Origin of the sequence: Actinomyces sp. oral taxon 175 str. F0384, assembly GCF_000223355.1 — a bacterium.
GTDB classification, from domain to species: domain Bacteria; phylum Actinomycetota; class Actinomycetes; order Actinomycetales; family Actinomycetaceae; genus Actinomyces; species Actinomyces oris.
Genome location: NZ_AFUR01000006.1, coordinates 337,883 through 356,044, shown reverse-complemented (window position 1 = coordinate 356,044; position 18,162 = coordinate 337,883). Strand labels below are relative to the sequence as shown.

15 protein-coding genes are annotated in these 18,162 nt (G+C 70.7%); 2 read left to right on the top strand and 13 right to left on the bottom strand.

What is annotated here, in order from left to right; all coding sequences use genetic code 11:
* Nucleotides 1-24: 24 nt before the first annotated feature.
* From HMPREF9058_RS10110 to HMPREF9058_RS10080, 7 genes are all read right to left on the bottom strand, one after another.
* The gene (locus HMPREF9058_RS10110; protein ID WP_009407256.1) at nt 25-2,151 is read right to left on the bottom strand and encodes an ABC transporter permease; all 2,127 of its coding nucleotides are present in this window, start codon (nt 2,149-2,151) and stop codon (nt 25-27) included.
* A gap of 42 nt (nt 2,152-2,193) precedes the next feature.
* Nucleotides 2,194-3,192 (bottom strand): molybdate ABC transporter substrate-binding protein, encoded by a 999-nt coding sequence (gene modA, locus HMPREF9058_RS10105; protein WP_009407042.1) that lies wholly within the window; start codon nt 3,190-3,192, stop codon nt 2,194-2,196.
* 35 nt (nt 3,193-3,227) lie between these two features.
* Nucleotides 3,228-4,016, bottom strand: a complete 789-nt coding sequence (gene narI, locus HMPREF9058_RS10100; RefSeq protein WP_009407357.1) for a respiratory nitrate reductase subunit gamma — start codon at nt 4,014-4,016, stop codon at nt 3,228-3,230.
* Nucleotides 4,013-4,780, bottom strand: a complete 768-nt coding sequence (narJ, locus tag HMPREF9058_RS10095; RefSeq protein WP_009407210.1) for a nitrate reductase molybdenum cofactor assembly chaperone — start codon at nt 4,778-4,780, stop codon at nt 4,013-4,015. The genes narI and narJ overlap by 4 nt, the downstream gene beginning before the upstream one ends.
* A gap of 1 nt (nt 4,781) precedes the next feature.
* Nucleotides 4,782-6,461 carry a nitrate reductase subunit beta gene (gene narH / locus HMPREF9058_RS10090; RefSeq protein WP_009747919.1) on the bottom strand — a complete coding sequence of 560 codons (1,680 nt, stop codon included), beginning with the start codon at nt 6,459-6,461 and terminating at the stop codon, nt 4,782-4,784.
* Nucleotides 6,461-10,237 (bottom strand): nitrate reductase subunit alpha, encoded by a 3,777-nt coding sequence (locus HMPREF9058_RS10085; RefSeq protein ID WP_009747853.1) that lies wholly within the window; start codon nt 10,235-10,237, stop codon nt 6,461-6,463. The genes narH and HMPREF9058_RS10085 overlap by 1 nt, the downstream gene beginning before the upstream one ends.
* A gap of 213 nt (nt 10,238-10,450) precedes the next feature.
* Nucleotides 10,451-11,782: a NarK/NasA family nitrate transporter gene (locus HMPREF9058_RS10080; protein ID WP_009407059.1), complete on the bottom strand. Its 1,332-nt coding sequence runs from the start codon at nt 11,780-11,782 to the stop codon at nt 10,451-10,453.
* 319 nt (nt 11,783-12,101) lie between these two features.
* On the opposite strand from HMPREF9058_RS10080, the gene HMPREF9058_RS10075 reads away from it, so the two are divergent.
* Nucleotides 12,102-12,635 carry a molybdenum cofactor biosynthesis protein B gene (locus tag HMPREF9058_RS10075; RefSeq protein ID WP_043538155.1) on the top strand — a complete coding sequence of 178 codons (534 nt, stop codon included), beginning with the start codon at nt 12,102-12,104 and terminating at the stop codon, nt 12,633-12,635.
* A 43-nt stretch (nt 12,636-12,678) separates the two neighbouring features.
* On the opposite strand, the gene HMPREF9058_RS10070 is transcribed toward HMPREF9058_RS10075, so the two are convergent.
* The 3 genes from HMPREF9058_RS10070 to glp all read right to left on the bottom strand — a co-directional run bounded on the left by HMPREF9058_RS10070 (nt 12,679) and on the right by glp (nt 15,295).
* Nucleotides 12,679-13,329, bottom strand: a complete 651-nt coding sequence (locus HMPREF9058_RS10070; RefSeq protein WP_043538299.1) for a molybdenum cofactor guanylyltransferase — start codon at nt 13,327-13,329, stop codon at nt 12,679-12,681.
* 19 nt (nt 13,330-13,348) lie between these two features.
* The gene (gene moaC, locus HMPREF9058_RS10065; protein ID WP_009747780.1) at nt 13,349-13,861 is read right to left on the bottom strand and encodes a cyclic pyranopterin monophosphate synthase MoaC; all 513 of its coding nucleotides are present in this window, start codon (nt 13,859-13,861) and stop codon (nt 13,349-13,351) included.
* 87 nt (nt 13,862-13,948) lie between these two features.
* Nucleotides 13,949-15,295 carry a gephyrin-like molybdotransferase Glp gene (gene glp / locus HMPREF9058_RS10060; protein WP_009747738.1) on the bottom strand — a complete coding sequence of 449 codons (1,347 nt, stop codon included), beginning with the start codon at nt 15,293-15,295 and terminating at the stop codon, nt 13,949-13,951.
* A 231-nt stretch (nt 15,296-15,526) separates the two neighbouring features.
* On the opposite strand from glp, the gene HMPREF9058_RS10055 reads away from it, so the two are divergent.
* Nucleotides 15,527-15,940 (top strand): molybdenum cofactor biosynthesis protein MoaE, encoded by a 414-nt coding sequence (locus HMPREF9058_RS10055; RefSeq protein WP_043538295.1) that lies wholly within the window; start codon nt 15,527-15,529, stop codon nt 15,938-15,940.
* 87 nt (nt 15,941-16,027) lie between these two features.
* Here the strand turns inward: HMPREF9058_RS10055 and HMPREF9058_RS10050 are convergent, their stop codons facing one another.
* The 3 genes from HMPREF9058_RS10050 to HMPREF9058_RS10040 all read right to left on the bottom strand — a co-directional run bounded on the left by HMPREF9058_RS10050 (nt 16,028) and on the right by HMPREF9058_RS10040 (nt 17,976).
* Nucleotides 16,028-16,339, bottom strand: coding sequence for a MoaD/ThiS family protein (locus tag HMPREF9058_RS10050; RefSeq protein WP_009407337.1), 312 nt, complete (start codon nt 16,337-16,339; stop codon nt 16,028-16,030).
* A gap of 22 nt (nt 16,340-16,361) precedes the next feature.
* A complete protein-coding gene (gene moaA / locus HMPREF9058_RS10045; RefSeq protein ID WP_009747899.1) occupies nt 16,362-17,552 on the bottom strand; it encodes a GTP 3',8-cyclase MoaA in 1,191 nt (396 codons plus the stop codon).
* A 127-nt stretch (nt 17,553-17,679) separates the two neighbouring features.
* Nucleotides 17,680-17,976 (bottom strand): DUF2249 domain-containing protein, encoded by a 297-nt coding sequence (locus HMPREF9058_RS10040; protein WP_003785642.1) that lies wholly within the window; start codon nt 17,974-17,976, stop codon nt 17,680-17,682.
* Nucleotides 17,977-18,162 lie beyond the last annotated feature (186 nt).

Here is an 18,162-nt window from a genome sequence, read left to right as displayed (position 1 = left end):
CTCAACGTCTCAGTGCCGTGGTCCTCAACCCCGGCGAGCCAGGATACGCACCTGCACTGCCTTGATGACGCAGCAGACTTCCCGGCCCTCGGTGATGCCGAGCTCGGCAACGGCACCAGCGGTGACCGCCGCTGACAGCCGCTGCCCCTCCTCGAGCTCCAGGCGCACACTCACCAGCGCTCCCGAGCGCTCCAGGCCCGTCACCCGGCCGGTCAGGATGTTGCGGGGACTGCCGTGCGGTGCCTGTCGGTAGAGGGCGACGGCATCGGGCGGCACCAGCGCAATACCCGGCGCTCCGGGGCGCAGCACCTCGTCGCGGTCGTCCCGGTGGCCTTGCTCGCCGACGTGCCCGTCAGCGGCATCCTCCCGGGGGCGGCCATGAACGACCTGCCCGGACGGCAGCCGCAGCCCCGGTGCCTCGGCGTCGCCGTCGATGACCCCGGTGAGTACGGCTGTCCCCGTCAGGTGGGCGACGAAGTCCGAACGCGGCGCGGACAGGATCCTCGCCGTCGGCCCCTGCTCCACCACTCGGCCCCGGTCCAGGACGACGACGTCCTCGGCCAGCGCCGTCAGGTCCAGGACGTCATGGGTCACCAGCAGCAGCGTCAGTCCCTCCTCGGCGCATCGACGCGCCACCAGGCGGCGCATCTCCTGGCGGGCGGTCACGTCCAGGGCGGCCATCGGCTCGTCCAGGACCAGCAGGCGGGGCCCTGTCGCCAGCGCCCGGGCCAGCGCCACGCGGGCCGCCTGCCCTCCCGAGAGTGCGCCTCCCGGGCGGGAGGCCAGGTGATCGGCCCCGACGGCGGCCAGCTCGGCTCGGGCCCGACGCGTCGCCTCCGCCCGGCCCACCCCTTGACAGCGCAGCGCGAAGACCACGTTGCCCAGCACGGACATGTGGGTGAAGACGCCCGGCTCCTGGCTGAGCAGCGCCACCTGGCGCCGCCCCGCCCGCACGAAGCCCCCGGGGCCGTCCAGGACTCGTCCGCCCAGCACGACCTGCCCGTTCTCGGCGTCCAGCAGGCCGGCCACCACGGAGCAGACCGTCGACTTGCCCGAGCCGTTGGGGCCGATGAGCGCCGTCGTGCGACCTGCCTCAACCTCCAGGTCGACGACGACGTCGCGCTGCGGCAGCTCAAAGGCCACCTGCAGGTCCTGGCCGCGCCCGCCGCCCCGAGGTGACTCGGAAGTCCGCTCGCCCCTGGACGGCGTCGAGGCCTGCGCGCCTCGGGGCTCCGACACAGCGACATCGCGGTCCTGGTGCTCCTGGCGCCTGTGGCGGGGCAGCAGGTGGGAGGCCGCCGTGCCCCAGTCGATGTTGGTCGCCCCGACGATGACGAAGGACAGGCCGATGAGCACGGCGGCCAGGGCCAGGGATGTGGCCGTATCCTTCTCCCGCTCCAGGTAGATGGCCAAGGGCATCGTGCGGGTGACGCCCTCCTTGGAGCCGGCGAAGGCGATGGTCGCCCCGAACTCGCCCAGGCTCCGGCCCAGGGCCAGCGCCGTGCCCCGAGCCAGAGCGGGCGTTGCCAACGGCAGCGTCACCTGCGCCAGAACCCGCCACGGGCCGGCCCCCAGGCTCCGGGCGGTGACTTCGGCCCGCTTGTCGCGGCTGCGCAGCGCCGCCTCCAGGGTGACCACCAGGAAAGGCATGGAGACGAACACCTGGGCGATGACCACCGCGGTGGTGGAGAAGGCGATGGGCACCCCCCACTCCTTCAGGTGCGCCCCCAGCAGGCCGCGGTTGCCCAAGGTGGACAGCAACGCGATACCGGCCACCACCGGCGGCATCGTCATCGGCAGCACCGCGAGGATCCGCGCGATCCTCACCCCCGGCCAGCTGCGGGCCAGCAGCAGCGCCAGCGGCACGCCCAGCACCACGCAGACGACCGTGGAGCTCAAGCAGGTGCAGATCGACAGCCACAGGGCCGCCTGCGCCGACGGCGTTGCCAGCAGCTGGGGCAGCTGCCCCCAGGACACGCGCGTCCCCATCCCCACCAGGGGCAGGACGATCGCGCAGCCTCCCAAGACGGCCAGCGCGGTCACGAGGACGGGCAGAGGTGAGCGAGCGGCCCGCCCACGCCGAGAAAGGGCGCGGACGGGCCGCCGTACCGACTGCTGCTCGGAGCGTGCAGTGGGGGACATCTGGTTCACAGACTCATGTCTACCAGGCCACCGATTCAGACCGGCAAGCCATCACGGAGCAGTGGTCTGCGCGGTGGGCTTGTTCGCCTCCGGGGCGGAGGACCCCTCAGCGGTCGCGGCCTGGGACGGGGCGGCGCCGGCTCCGGCGCTGGCCTCGGAACTGGCCCCGGCGCTGGCCGCCGCGGAGCCCCCGGCAGTGGAGCTCGCCCCGGCACTTGCCCCGGCAGCGGTACTACCGGGCTTGCCGAAGCCGTGCTTGGCCAGGATCTCCTGACCGGTCTTGCCGGTGACGGCATCGATGAAGACCTGCGCGCCCGCGGGGTTCTCGGGCTCGGCCGTCGGGGCGATCGGGTAGTGGTTGACGACGCCGCCGTCGGGGATGTCGATCTTGTCCGCCTTGTCCTTGGCGGCCGCCGCGTCGGTGGTGTAGACGACGCCGGCGTCGGCCTCGCCGGACTCGACCTTGCCGCGCACGTCGGTCACCTTCTGCTCCTCGGAGACCGGGTTGAGGGTGATTCCCTGGGCCTCGGCGAGCTTCTTGGTGGCCTCACCGCAGGGCACCTCGGGGGCACAGATGACCAGGTTGGCGCCGTCCAGCGACGAGTCCAACCCGGTGATCTTCTTGGGGTTGCCCTTGGGGACGATGAGGGTCAGGACGTTGGTGGCGAACTCGGTTTGGTTCCCGACCAGCTTCTGGTCCGCAGCGGTCTTCATCGTGGAGTTGTTGGCCGTGGCCAGGACGTCGGCGCTGTCGCCACCCGCCAGGGAGGCCACCAGGTCCTGGGAGCCCTGGAAGTCGAAGGTGACGTCCAGGCCGGGGTTGTCCTTCTCCACGGTCTTCTCGATCTCCTCGAAGGCCTTCTGGAGGGAGGCCGCGGCCAGGACCGTGACCTTGCCGGTCGCCTTCCCCGTACCGCCCGAGGCGCCTGCGGAAGCGGCTCCCGTGGCGGCGCCGGTGGAGCTGTTGGAGACGGACCCGCCGCAGGCGGCCAAGGAGACGGCGGAGAGCAGACTGACGGCGGCGATGGCCGCACGACGAGTGATACCCATACGTTTGTCCTTTCGTGACGGCGGGAACGTCCGGTTCAGGCTCCCTGAGAGGGAGTGACGTCGTTGGCCCCCTGGTTGCCGGTGCCCTGGGTCCGCACCGGGGTCCAGCCGCGTGAGGTCTGAGCGGTGGAGGTGGCGCCCTCTCGGGAACGGTAGACCACATAGGGGCGGGTCACGTAGCCCACGGGCGCGGAGACCACGTGGACCAGGCGGGTGAAGGGCCAGATCGCCAGGAGCAGGAAGCCCGCGATGACGTGGAGCTTGAAGGAGACCGGCACGTCGGCCATCAGCTCGGGGCGCGGCTGGAGGACCAGCACCGAGCGCAGCCAGGGGCTGATCGTCTCGCGGTAGTCGTAGCCGTGGGCGTCGGTGAGCTGGTTGAGGACCGTGGCCGCCGTTCCCAGCAGGATCGGCACGATGAGGAAGCAGTACATGACCAGATCGTTGCGGGTGGTGGCCAGGCGCACGCTCTTGACGACGATGCGCCGGTAGATGAGCCCGACCAGGCCCACGATCGTCAGGATGGCCGCCAAGGTTCCCAGGTAGGTGGCGCCCAGGTGGTACATGTGCTGGGAGACGCCCAGCATCTCGGTGACGTCCTTGGGCACCAGCAGCCCGACGACGTGACCGCCCATCACCATGAGGAAGCCCAGGTGGAACAGGGGGGAGGCCAGGCGCAGGATGCGGGACTCGTTCCACTGCGAGGAGCGGGAGGTCCAGCCGAACTGGTCGGTGCGCCACCGCCAGATCATGCCTGCCACCAGCAGCACCAGGCTGGCGTAGGGCAGGGCCACCCACATGAGGTTCTGCTGAATCGGGCTCATGTCATGCTCTCCTGGCTGCTCGTGAAGGGGGAAGGATTGGCGACTGGTGCCGAGCCCGGCACGGCGGTTACACCGGACAGGCTCGGGTTGCGCACGGGAATGGTCGGGAAGGGCAGGGTGTCGGTGACACCGACGGTCTCGGTGGGCGGTCCGGCCGCCACCAGGGCGCGTACGCGCTCGGCGGTGGCCTCGTCGATCTGCGGCAGAGTCATCGAGACGGCCTCCACCAGCCCCGCGTAGGGGGAGGCGGCGTCGGCCAGGGCGCTGCGCAGCACCTCGATGCCCTCCCGGTGGGAGGACAAGAGCGTTCCCGCCACCTCGTCACCGCTGCGCGCGGACAGCTCGAGGACCACCGGCAGGTAGTCGGGCAGCTCATCGGCGGCCATCTCGTAGCCGGCCGCCGCCAGCGCCTGCTTGAAGGCCAGCAGTGCGGCGCCCCGGTGCCGGGTGTCACCCACCGTGTAGTACGTCAGGTACAGGCAGCAGCGCCGACGTCGGTCGAAGACCTCCACGTAGTGCTCGGCCATGGCCCGCTCGCCGCGGCGCCGCGCCTGAGCGATGAACTCCTCCAAGAGGACGGCCACCTCCGCCGGCAGTGTGGCCAGCTCGGCCTCGACGGCGTTCAGGCGCGTCTCCAGAGTCCCCTCGGCCGGGTAGTCCAGCAGCAGCGAGGCCGCCATGTGCACGGTGGCTCGCTGGGAGGGCGTCAGCTGCACCTCGGCGGGCTTCTCAAGAACCCGGGGGGCGCGGACGAAGGAGACCATCTCAGAGGTCCCTGGGGGCCGCGACCGCCGGGCCGGTCGAGGAGTCGTCCGCCGGGGCCTGCCCCACCGGCTCAGGCACACCGACCTGCGGCATGCCCGGGCCAGCGGCCGGCACCGGCTCGCGGCGCACGGTCGGCAGCGGCAGGCTCACCGGGCCGCCGTTCATAGCGCCGCCGCCCTGGCCGTGGAAGGAGGCGACGTCGGGGTGGCACCCGGCCGGGGCCCCCTCACCCAGAAGGGTCATGACGTCGTTGCCCATGGACTCCATGCCGCGGGGGACCTCGGGCTTGGCGGTGGGGATGACGTAGCGGTCGTCGTACTTGGCAATGGCCAGCAGGCGGTACATGGCCTCCAGCTTCTTGCCGTCCAGGCCCACGGCGGCGGCGATGGCCGGGTCGGGCTCGCGGCCCAGGCGCACGTCGCGCATGTGGGAGCGCATCGCGGCCAGGCGCCGCAGCACGAGCTCGACCGTGTTGGTCTCGCCGGCCGTGAACAGCCCCGCCAGGTACTCCAGCGGAATGCGCATGTCGGAGACGGCCGTGAGCAGCACCTTGTAGTTCTCGCCGTCCAGGCCGGCTGCCGCGACCTCGTCCACGACGGGGGAGAGCGGCGGGATGTACCAGACCATCGGCATGGTGCGGTACTCGGGGTGCAGGGGCAGGGCCACCTCGTAGGTGTCGATGAGGTCCCAGATGGGGGAGGCCTGAGCCGCCTCGATCCAGTTGTCCGGCACGCCCTCGGCGCGCGCGCCCGCCACGACCTCGGGGTCGTGGGGGTTGAGGAGGATCTCGCGCTGGGCCATGTACAGGTCCTGCGGGTCCTTGACGGCGGCGGCCTGCGAGACGCGATCGGCGTCGTAGAGGAGGACACCCAGGTAGCGCAGGCGGCCCACGCAGGTCTCCGAGCACACGGTGGGCTGGCCGATCTCCAGGCGCGGGTAGCACAGGGTGCACTTCTCGGCCTTGCCGGTGGCGTGGTTGAAGTAGACCTTCTTGTAAGGGCAGGCGGACACACACATGCGCCAGCCGCGGCAGGCGTCCTGGTCCACCAGAACGATGCCGTCCTCGGTGCGCTTGTACATGGCGCCCGACGGGCAGGCGGACACGCAGGTGGGGTTGAGGCAGTGCTCGCAGATGCGCGGCAGGTAGAACATGAAGGCCGACTCGATGTCGGTGCGCACCTTCGTGCTCATCGCCTCGATGATCGGGTCCTGCTGGAGGGTCTCCATGGAGCCGCCCAGGTCGTCGTCCCAGTTGGGACCCCACTTGATGGTGGGCATGTACTCGCCGGTCAGCTGGCTCTTGGCACGCGCCACCGGAATCGCCGGGGAGTCCTTGGGGGCCGAGAGCAGCTTGTCGTACTCGTAGGTCCACGGCTCGTAGTAGTCCTCGACCGTGGGCATCTCCGGGTTGGCGAAGATGTTGACCAGCCGGCGCAGGCGCCCGCCCGAGCGGGGCCGCAGGCGGCCCGAGGCCGTGCGCTCCCAGCCGCCGCGCCAGGTGTCCTGGTCCTCCCAGCCCTTGGGGTAGCCGACACCAGGGCGGGTCTCGACGTTGTTGAACCACATGTACTCGGTGCCCTCGCGGTTGGTCCAGGCCTGCTTGCAGGTCACTGAACAGGTGTGGCAGCCGATGCACTTGTCGAGGTTCATCACCATTGCGATCTGGGCCATGACCTTCATCAGAAAGTCACCTCCTGGTTGCTGCGGCGACGGATAAGCGTGACCTCGTCGCGGTTGTTGCCCGTGGGGCCGATGTAGTTGAAGGCGTAGGACAGCTGCCCGTAGCCGCCTGCGAAGTGGCTGGGCTTGAGCACGATCCGGGTCAGGGAGTTGTGCGTCCCGCCTCGCCTGCCGCTGGTCTCAGTCAGCGGGGTGTTCATGGTGCGCTCCTGGGCGTGGTGCATGAAGACCATGCCCTCGGGGATGCGGTGGGAGACAATGGCGCGCGCCGCCACGATGCCGTTGCGGTTGTAGGCCTCAACCCACTCGTTGTCCTTGACGCCGATCTTGTCGGCGTCCTGGGGGCTCATCCAGATGGTCTGGCCCCCGCGTCCCAGCGTGAGCATGTGCAGGTTGTCGAAGTACTGCGAGTGGATCGCCCACTTGTTGTGCGCGGTGATGTAGCGCACTGCGACCTCCGCCGTGCCCGCCTGGCTCGTGGACACCGCGCCCGGTGCGGCCTCCCCGTACAGGGCGTGGAAGTCCAGTGGCGGCCGGAAGATCGGCAGGGACTCGCCCATGTCTCGCATCCAGTCGTGGTCGAGGTAGTAGTGCATGCGCCCGGTCAGGGTGTGCCAGGGCTTGGCGTGCTCCACGTTGACCACGAAGGCCGAGTAGCGCCGTCCGCCGTGCTCGGAGCCGGACCACTCCGGGGAGGTGATGACTCCCTGGGGCTTGACTTGGGTGTCGGCGAAGGAGATGTGTTTGCCTGCCTCCTCCTCGCTGAGCTCGACCAGCGGGGTGCCGGTGCGCTTGGACAGCGTGTCCCAGCCCTCAGTGGCGATGCGCCCGTTGGTGGTGCCCGACAGCGTGAAGATGGCGTCGGCGGCACGGATGTCGGTGTCGAGCAGCGGCCGGCCGGCGGCCACGCCGTCGGAGGAGACCCCGTGGTTGCGGGCCAGGCGCTCCACCTCCGGACCCGGCTTGAGCATGATGCCCTTGCAGGGAATCCCCAGCTTCTCGGCCAGGGGGCCCAGGGCGTCGAACTTGGACCGGATCTGGGTGTAGTCGCGCTCGGTGGGCACCAGCTTGGGCATCGTCACTCCCGGCACCCACTCCTGGGGGAGGGAGGACACGTCACCGTGCGCCATCGTCAGGGCGTCGGGGGTGTCGTGCGTCAGGGGCGCGGCGACGACGTCGGTCTGGGTGCCCAGGTAGCGCGGCGCCCAGGCGGAGATGAGCCCGGCCAGAGTCTGGAAGACCTGGAAGTCGGTGCGCGCCTCCCAGGGCGGGTCGATGGCCGCGTTGAAGGAATGCACGAAGGGGTGCATGTCGGTCGAGGAGATGTCGTGCTTCTCGTACCAGGTGGCCGCCGGCAGGACGACGTCGGAGTGCAGGGTGGTGGAGGTGTTGCGGAAGTCCGCGGTCCACATGAGGTCGAGCTTGCCCACGGGGGCCTCGTCGCGCCAGGTCACCGAGGCGGGCCGCTGCTCGGCCGGGGTCTCGACGGCGTTGACGTCGTTATCCGCGCCCACCATGTGGCGCAGGAAGAACTCCGTGCCCTTGGCCGAGCTGCCCAGCAGGTTCGTGCGCCACGAGCACAGGATGCGCGGGAAGTTCTCGGGGGCGTCGGGGTCCTCGCAGGCGAAGCGCAGCTCACCGGAGCGCAGCTGCTCGACGATGTAGTCCTTGGGGTCCATGCCCGCCTCGGCGGCCTGCTGGCCCAGGAGCAGCGGGCTGCGGTTGAAGGTCGGGTAGGACGGCGTCCACCCGCGCTTCATGGCTTCGACCATGGCGTCGGTCGTGGTCTTGCCCGCCAGGGTGCCGGGCCCCAGCGGGGAGGCCAGGCGCTCGGCGGAGGTGTTGTCGTAGCGCCACTGGTCGGTGGTGAGGTACCAGAAGCCGGTGGAGATCATCTGTCGGGCCGGGCGGTGCCAGTCCAGGGCGAAGGCGTACTGCTGGAAGCCGCTGAGCGGGCGGACCTTCTCCTGACCCACGTAGTGGGCCCAGCCGCCGCCGTTGACGCCCTGGGTGGCGCACATGGAGGTCAGCGCCAGGATCGTCCGGTAGATCTGGTCGGCGTGGTAGTAGTGGTTGATGCCCGCGCCCATGACGATCTGGGAGCGGCCGCCGGACTCCACGGCGTTGAGGGCGAAGTCGCGCGCTACCTGGATGATGGCGGGGCCGGGAACGCCGGTGATCTCGCTGGCCCAGGCGGGAGTGCCTGGGACAGTGGCGTCCTGGTAGTCCGCGGGCCACTCGCCCGGCATGGACGGGCGCTCGACGGCGTACTGGGCCAGGAGCAGGTCGTAGACGGTGGTGACCATGCGCTCCCCGATGCGGGTGACCGGCACGCCGCGGCGCACGACGCCGCCGCCCACGGAGCCCTCGGGGGTGGAGGAGCCGGGCAGGTCGAAGCGGGGCAGGAGCACCTCGGCGGCCTGAACCTGGGGGCCCTGGCCGTGCAGGTCCAGGATGCTCATGACCGGGTCGACACCCTCCATGAGCAGGTTCCACTTGCCCTCACCCTCGGGGGTGAAGCGGTCGGCCAGGGTGCCGCCGGGGTCGGCCGGGCCGCGCTCGCGGTCCCACACGAGGGGGCGGAACTCGTTCTTCGGGGCGCCGGTGGCGACGCCGTTGACGTCGGAGGCCGTCACGAAGCGCCCGGGCACGTAGCCGGTGCCGTCGGGGGAGGGATCCAGGCTGATGAGGAAGGGGGAGTCGGTGTGACGGCGCATGTAGTCCAGGAAGAAGGACTCCTCGCGCTTGACGTGGAACTCCGAGAGGATGACGTGACCCATTGCCTGGGCCAGGGCGCCGTCGGTGCCCGGGGCCACGCGCAGCCACTGGTCGGCGAACTTGGTGTTGTCGGCGTAGTCGGGGGAGACGGCCACGACCTTCTGCCCGTGGTAGCGGGCCTCGGTCATGAAGTGGGCGTCCGGAGTGCGGGTCAGCGGCAGGTTGGAGCCCCACATCATGAGGTACTGGGAGTTGTACCAGTCGCCGGCCTCGGGGACGTCGGTCTGGTCACCGAAGACCTGGGGTGAGGCCGGGGGCAGGTCGGCGTACCAGTCGTAGAAGGAGAGCATCGTGCCGCCGATGAGCTCGTGGAGGCGGCCTCCGGCTCCGTAGGAGACCTGGGACATGGCCGGGATGACGCTGAAGCCGGCGATCCGGTCCGGGCCCCAGGCGCGGATGGTGTGGACGTAGGCGGCCGCAACGATCTCCATGGCCTCGTCCCAGCCCACGCGGACCATGCCGCCCTTGCCTCGGGCGGACTTGTATGCCTTGGCGGTGGCGGGGTCACCGGTGACCTGCGCCCAGGCGGCGACCGGGTCGCCGTCGTTGTCGGCCTTCGCGGCGCGGAAGGCGTCCAGCAGGACCGAGCGCACGTAGGGGTAGCGGATGCGCGTGGGGGAGTAGGTGTACCAGGAGAAGGCCGCACCGCGCGGGCATCCGCGGGGTTCGTACTCGGGCATGTCCGGCCCCGTGGTGGGGTAGTCGGTGATCTGCTTCTCCCAGGTGATGATGCCGTCGGAGACGTAGACCTCCCAGGCGCACGACCCGGTGCAGTTGACCCCGTGGGTGGAGTGGACCATCTTGTCGTGGCTCCACCGGTGGCGGTAGAAGGTGTCGGCCTCGCGCCCTCCGGTCAGGAACAGGCGGCGGGCGTCGGCAGAGGCTTGTCCTCGACGCAGGTACGAGCCCAACGTGAGCAGTCCGGGGGCGTTCTCGACCTGCTGGTCGGGCCCAGGGACGATCCCGGGGCCGGTGGTCTGGGAGCCGGTGGTGCTCATCAATGGTCCTTTGATCCGTGAAGCTGGTGGGTGGTCAATGGTGTGTCTGTGTTCATCAGTGGTCAGCCTGGGGCTGGCTGGCTGGCGGCGGTCCGGCCGATGGCGACCGGGCGGGCGCTGCCCCCTCGACGGGGCAGGCGGGCGGGTGAGCCGTGAGCCGCCGAGCCCGTCAGACAGTTGTGGGCGTTCCGAACGGATGCCGGATGTGGGAACTCAGCCCGGGAACGGGGCTCCCGGTCGCGCGTAGCGCAGCCAGCAGATGACCGCGCACACGGCGCAGTAGGCGACCGAGATCCAGAACCAGGCGGTGGTGCCCAGGGAGGCGATGGCGACGCCGACGATGAAGGGGCCCAGGCTGCCAACGGCGGCTGTGAAGCCGATGGCGCCGCCGGCCTGGCGCTTGGGCATAATCATTGGCATCTGCTTGAAGGTGCCGGCGTTACCCAGGCCGGAGAAGAAGAACATCGCCAGCATGGACCACAGGAAGCCGGGGAACTGCGCCGGATCGGTCGGGTGGAGGTAGAAGGTGGTGACGGCGAGTGTGGCGCCCATTCCCACGATGGAGATGAAGGTCCAGATGGCCCCGCCGAAGCGGTCGCACAGGGGTCCCCACAGCATTCGGACCACCGACCCGATCAGCGGCCCGAGGAAGGCGTAGGTCGCACCCAGGGGCAGCAGGGACTTGTCGAAGTGGTGGGCCAGGGGCGAGCCAGGCCCGTAGGTGTTCTTGATGAGGAGTCCGAACTGTGCGGCGAACCCGGAGAACAGCCCGAAGGTCGCCACGTACATGAGCGTCATGTACCAGGTGTCGGGGTTGGTGAAGATATCGATCTGCTGGCGGATGTTGGCCTTGACCGGGACGTCCTTGAGCAGGGCGAAGGCGAGGACCGCGGCCACGATGGTCCACGGGATGAAGAAGACGGCCACGTTGTGGACCCACACTTGGCCGCTGCCGGCGTGCTGGGGGGCGATCCAGGTGATGCCCAGCAGACCGAAACCCATGAGCCAGGGGCTCAGCAGCTGGATGATGCTCATTCCCATGTTCCCGACGCCCGCCTGGATCCCCAGGGCGGTACCGGTCAGCCGCTTGGGGAAGAAGTAGCCGGTCGAGGGCATGTAGCCGGAGAACGAGCCGCCCCCGATCCCGCAGGCGAAGGCCAGGGCGAGCAGTGTCCCGAAGCTCGTCTCGGTGCTCTGCACCGCGAAGAACCAGCCGAGCATCGGCAGAGCGTAGAGCAGGGACGACCATGCGACGAGCTTGCGGGTGCCGACGATCGGCGGCAGGAACATGTAGATGAGGCGGATCAGGCCGCAGGACAGGCCGGGCATGGCGGCGAGCCAGTACAGCTGGCTCTCAGTGAGCTTGAAGCCGATCTCGGTGAGCTTGGGGGCGATCGCGCTGGGGAGGAGCCAGACGCAGAAGGCCAGGATCATCGAGTAGGTCGAGATGGTCAGAGTGGTCCAGGCGATCTTCGCGGACCAGTTCTCCGGCTCTTCAGGGTTCCACCCTGTGAGGACGCGACCGGAGGTGTCGAGCGTGGACATAGGGCTCCTGCTGTTGTGGGGCTCGGCCCGCTGGGCGACAGCGCCCTGGACCTGAGACTGTTTGGAGAGGGTCGGTGAAAGCCTGCGGACTCACACCGCGCTCAATGATGCATTGAGTTGGTCAGATCTTCATGCAAGGGACGAATGTCTGAGCAATACGAGGCGAAACCGACATCTCAGAGGTGACTAAGGGCGGTGAATTAGGTTCAATGTTAGTTGCCTAATTGAGGTTGCCGGTTGGATCGGGACGTGTTGCCCTTGAAACTCCGGGTGGGAGACGGAGGAGCCGCGCGGGGTGTATGCGGACTACGGTGGGTCCATGAGTGAGACCCCCATCGTCCAGAAGGGCCTGGCGGCCCTGCCCGAGCCCGTCAAGGGCGCCGTCATCACCGTCTCCGACCGCTGCGTCAGCGGTGAGAGAGAGGACCTCTCCGGCCCGCTGGCCCAGCGCCTCCTGGCTGAGCACGACGTCGTCGTCGAGAAGGTGGACCTCGTGCCCGACGGTGTTGAGCCGGTGCGTGAGGCGATCAGGCGGGCGGTGGCCGGCGGCGCCCGGGTGGTCCTGACCACCGGCGGTACCGGGGTGACCCCTCGGGACCTCACCCCGGAGGCGACGGCACCACTGCTGGAGACCCGCATCGAGGGCATCGAGGCTCAGATCCGCGCCCACGGGCTGACCAAGACACCGCTGGCGGGACTGTCCCGCGGGCTGGTAGGCGTGACCTCTCGCGGCGACGACGGCGCCCTGGTCGTCAACGCCCCCGGCTCGCGCGGTGGGGTCAAGGACACCGTTGCCGTCGTCGGCCCCCTGGTGCCCCATGTCCTGGAGCAGCTCGGCGGCGGCGACCACTGAGCACGCTCGAGCACTACTGAGCGATTCGGATTGAGCCGGGCTGCTACTCGGAGCGGCCCGAGTCCCAGGAATGGACCTCGGCCCAGGTGTCCAGATCCCGCACGACATCGCGAGCCGTGGGGATGGCCCTGACGCGGAGCGTCCCGAGTGCCCGGCGCACAGCCGTGTCCCGCAGAGGTGTGCCGCCCGGGGCGACGGACGCGGCCAGTGCTCGGCGACGGTAGAGGCCCAGCAGGTACTGGGTGTGCTCGCCGTCGCGGGCGCAGACGCCGTCCAGCTCCGGCTCGGTCTGCGCCAGCGCCCGGTGCAGGGCCGGCAGCGCCCTCCAGGACAAGGGCGCGTCGCAGGTGAGGATCCCGGCCAGTCCCGCAACCGGGGCGCTCCGTCCTAGGACATCCAGCCCGGCTCCGATCCCGGCGACGGGTCCTCCCAGGGGAGGGTCCTCCAGCGCCCGTAGGACGCCTCCGGGCAGAGCGACCTCTGCCGGGGCGACAACGCACACGCGCCCGAGCGGAAGGCCCTGTTCGCGAAGCTGCTCCAGGCCGGCCAGCACGTGGTCGAGCAGGCGCAGCCCCCGGGCGACGACGTCGGGCTTGGAGGCTCCGTCCAACCGAGCGCCGGTTCCGCCGGCCAGCACGACAACGTCGGCGGTCTCGGCGACCTCGGTGACTTCTGCCGCATCCGCGGTGCTCATGATGGCGCCGACCGTCTGCTCAGGCGGCGTCACCGCGGTCACCGCGGTCACCGCGCACCCAGTCCCCTGAGCGTCCCCCGGACTTGGCGACCACCTTGGCCTCTCGCAGCTCGACGCCCCGGTCCACTCCCTTGACCATGTCGACGATCGCCAGTCCCGCCACGGTAGCGGCGGTGAGGGCCTCCATCTCCACGCCCGTGCGGTCGGCCGTGCGCACCGTGGTCTCAATGTGCACGCCGCCGTCGACGATCTCCAGGTCCACGCGCGCCCCATGCACGCCGATGACATGCGCCAGGGAGAGGAGCTCGGGGACCTTCTTCGTCGCCGCGATCCCGGCCACGCGGGCCACGGCGAGCACGTCGCCCTTGGGGACAGAGCCGCTGCGCAGGGCGTCGACGATCGCCTCCGAGCAGGCCACGAAGGCGGTGGCGCGGGCCTCGCGCACGGTCGGGGTCTTGGCGGTGACATCCACCATGTAGGCGGCGCCCGCCTCGTCCAGGTGGGTGAGGGTGATCTCGGGGCGGGTAGTCACAGGGGCTCCTTCACTGGGGGTGGGATCGTGCGTCGTGGATGTGGCTCGTCGCTTGTACCGGCGGCCTTCAGGGGCGGCCGGCGGGCGCTACGAGGCGGACAGCGGGATGAGGGGCAGCTCGTCGCCGACCTCGACCGCCTCGACCTCGGCGGCCACCACCGCCAGCGCCTGCGCGGCGGGCAGCGAGGCCACCAGGTGCGAGCCGGAGCCCAGCCGGTGGGTGGGCGTGACCCAGGGGAGGCCCGCACCGTCAACGAGGTCGGAACTGACGTCGGAACTGGCTCCGTTGCTGGTGGGGGCCTCGGTGAAGCGCACCGGAACGTGCTGGCGCCGCCCCGGCGGGGTCCGCCAGCCCACCGCCGCGCGCGCTGTCAGGACAGGCCGCCCCGGAAGCGGCTCTGCGCCGCCTGCCGCATCCTGCCCGGCCAGGCGGGCCAGCGCCGGAGCCACGATCGTGGTGAAGGAGACCAGGACACTCACCGGGTTGCCCGGCAGGCAGATGATCGGCACCCGCCGGCTGTCGTCGGCCAGGACCCAGCCGTGCCCCTGGGGCTTGCCCGGCTGCATGGCCACCTTGACGAAGTCCAGGTGCACTGGGGCCTCCTCGCCCCGCTGCGCCTGCGCCAGCATCGTCAGAGGATCGAAGGCTCCCGCGGACACGCCCCCGGAGGTGACGATGAGGTCGGCGCCGGCCGCGGCCTGCCGCAGCACCTCGGCCAGGGCCTCGGCCGTGTCGCCGCTGCGGGCCACGCTCGTGCACACGGCCCCGTGCTCGGCGACCAGCCCGGCCAGCAGCAGGGAGTTGGAGTCGGGAATCGTCCCGGGCTCCAGCGCCTGGCCGGCGTCACGCAGCTCGGCCCCGGTGGACACCACCGCCACGCGCACCTGCGGCCGCACCAGCACTAAGCCGAGCCCCACGGAGGCCAGGGCGGAGATGGCCGCCGCCGACAGCCTCGTCCCCGCCGCCATGACCGGATCACCCGCGGCCACGTCCTCCCCGGTGCGGCGCACGCTGAGGCCCGGGGTCGCTGCCGCGCGGATCTCGACGCGCTTGGGAATCGGGTGTGGGCCGGGAGCCTGGTCGGTGTCCTCCACCTTGACCACGGCGTCCGCGCCCTCAGGCAGCATCGCCCCAGTCATGATCCGCTGGGCGGTTCCCTCCGCGAGGGGCTGCGGCGCGGCGCCGGCCGGAACGTCCCCGCTCACCGGCAGAACCACGGGCGTCTGTGGGCAGGCGCCGGTTGTGTCCTTCGCGCGCACCGCGTAGCCGTCCATCGCCGAGTTCGTCCACGGCGGCACCGGCACGACGGCGGTCACGTCCTCGGCCAGCACCCGTCCGTGCGCTCGCCCCAGTGGCACACGGCCGCCCTCAAGGGGCGAGAGGGCCTCCAGCACCTGGGAGAGGTAGTCCTCCAGCGGAATCATCAGCGCCATAGCGGTCCTTCCTTCGGCGAGCGCCCCGTGGGCTGCGACTCGAGGCGGGCGGTCGCGGGGCCGGTGCCCGAGCATCCGGGGCCTATCATGCCCGTTCAGCCGGGGAAGCCCACATGGGTATGCTCGCGGCCGACCATCCGATCATGCCCAGCCCGCCGCCCCGATCGAGGAGACCCCGTGACGCCCAGCCCCGACCAGCCCAGCCGGCAGCTCCCGGCTCCCATGGCCCGCGTGGTCCGTGCCGAGGTCACCGAGGCCCCCGTCAGCGTCACCGAGCTCGCCGACGCCGTCCAGGACGCCGCCGCCGGCGCCGTCGTCACCTTCGAGGGCGTGGTCCGCAACCACGACGCCGAGCGCGCCGTCACCGGCATCGGCTACTCCTGTCACCCCACGGCCGGCCAGGTCGTTAAGCAGATCGCCCAGGACGTAGCCCAGCAGGGGCGGGTGCGGGCCCTGGGGGTCGTTCACCGCGTCGGCGACCTGAGCGTCGGGGAGGTGGCGCTCGCGGTCGCCGTCAGCTCCGACCACCGCGCCGAGGCCTTCGCCGTGTGCAGCCAGATCGTCGAGGAGGTCAAGGAGCGCCTGCCCGTGTGGAAGCGCCAGACCTTCACCGACGGCTCGAGCCAGTGGAGCAACATCGCCTGACGTCGTGTCGCCGAGTCGGGAACGTCTCGGGCAGCCGGCCGGAAGAACGGTCGGGATGTGCGACAACCGCCCGGCTCGATGCGGTCGTCACCCGCCGGCGAAGGGCGGGAGCACGTCGACGGCGTCGCCGTCGGCCAGGGGCGTGAGCGAGTCCGCCGGGGTGGAGACCGAGTTGACGAGGAAGCTGCAGATCGGGATGACCCGCGCCATCTCCAGGCCTCGACCGGAGAGCCGCTCGCGCAGAGCCGCCAGTGTCGTGCCGGCGGGCAGGTCCAGGCGCTCCTCGGGACGTCCGGCGGCCTCCGTGGCCGCGGCGAAGTAGCGCAGGGTCACGGAGATCTGCGCCTGACCGGCGTGCGCGCCCGCCTGGGGCGACAGCTCGGGGGAGGGTTTCGTCATAGGGGGCTCCTGAGGATTCGGGTCAGCCACCGATGGCCGACATGGTGCGCTGCGGGCGAGCGAAGCCGTCGCTCTCGGTGTGGGGACTGTCCGAGCCGTGCGCGCGGGGCTTGCCCCAGGTTGCGCCGGCCCAGATGCGGATGAGCTCGTCGTCGTCGGCCCCGGCGCGCATGGGGCCGCGCAGGTCGGTCTCGGTGCTGGAGAACAGGCAGGTCATGAGGCGTCCGTCGGCCGTGATGCGGGTGCGGTCGCAGTCCGAGCAGAAGGGGGCGGTGACCGAGGCGATGACGCCCACCGTCCCGGCCGGATGCTCCTGGCCCGACGCGCTTCCGGCGGCGACCCGCCACAGCGCCGCCGGACGACGGTCCGGGCGGCCCACCTCGGTGAGGGTGAATCCGGCCTCCCGCAGCACCTCCAGGATCTGATCGACACCGACGACGTCCTGGCTGCTCCAGGTCTCGCGCGGTCCCAGCGGCATGTGCTCGATGAACCGCAGCTGCCAGCCACGGCGCAGGCACTCGGCCAGGAGGCGCGGCGCCCGCTCCTCCACAGTGGCGGGCACGGCCACGGCATTGACCTTGATGGGGTCCAGGCCGGCCTCCTGGGCGCCGGCGATCCCGGTCAGGACGTCGGCGAGCCGGTCACGGCGAGTGATGGCGGCGTAGTCCTGCGGGTCCAGGGAGTCGATGGAGATGTTGACGCGGTCCAGGCCCGCCGCCCGCAGCCCGGCGGCCCGCTTCTCCAGGCCCAGGCCGTTGGTAGTCAGGGCGATGTCCGGCTTGGCCCCGGCCGAGGTCCGCAGTGCGGACAGTGCACCGACGATCTCCTCCAGGTCGCGCCGCATGAGCGGCTCGCCACCGGTCAGGCGGATGCGCTCAACTCCCAGTCGCTCGACGGCGATGCGCCCCAGGCGGGTGAGCTCGGCGGTGGTCAGCAGATCCGGGGTGGGCAACCACTGGAGACCCTGCGCGGGCATGCAGTAGGTGCAACGCAGGTTGCAGCGGTCCGTGATGGACAGGCGCAGGTCGCGCACGGTGCGCCCGTAGCGGTCGACCAGCTGCTGGGGGACGCCGTCGGCAGCCGGGGCCGACAGGCCGGGACGTTCGGGCAGGTCGGGTAGCACCGGCCGGGTCGTCGGCATAGGCAGGTCCGCGGAGGCTCCACGGCTCCTGCTCGGGCCGACGACCGCGGCATCGAGTGGTGCTGGCGTCATGCGTTGAGCATATCGGGAGCGCGCCGACGGTATGGAGCCAGGCCCGTTGAGGCCCCGAGCCCATGGCCGAAGCCGAGTGCTAGGGACCGCGGGTGCCTTCCGCCGGCCGGTCGCGCTCAGGCGCGGATCAGGCGGTGCGCAGGATCTCGACGCGCGCGAAGCCCTCGGACTGCTCCAGCAGCGTGTGCTGGAAGGTGAAGGGCAGCTGGTCGATCTGGGCCAGCAGAGGGGTGGGCACGTGCGGGGCCACCAGGTCGAAGCCCTCACCGGGGTTGAGGGAGGAGGCGGCGCCAATGACCGCGGCGTGGCGCAGACGGTGCGGGATGGCGCGCGCGTCCAGGGTGAGGCGCTCGTCGCTGTGCTCGTGGCAGCCGCAGCTGGACTTCTTCTCAGTGACGGGCAGCAGCTCGGGGCTCTCGCTCATAGGGCTCTCCTTCGGAGTGTTTCGTACTGGTGTGCGTGACCTTACTACCACCGCAGGGCCGGCTGGAACGACTGTCCACCGCCAGTGGAACGGCTGTCCACTTCTGCTGGAACGACTGTCCACCTCCGCTGGCGCGGCCAGCCCCACTCAAACCTACCGAAACTTCATAGACGACACGGAGCCGTG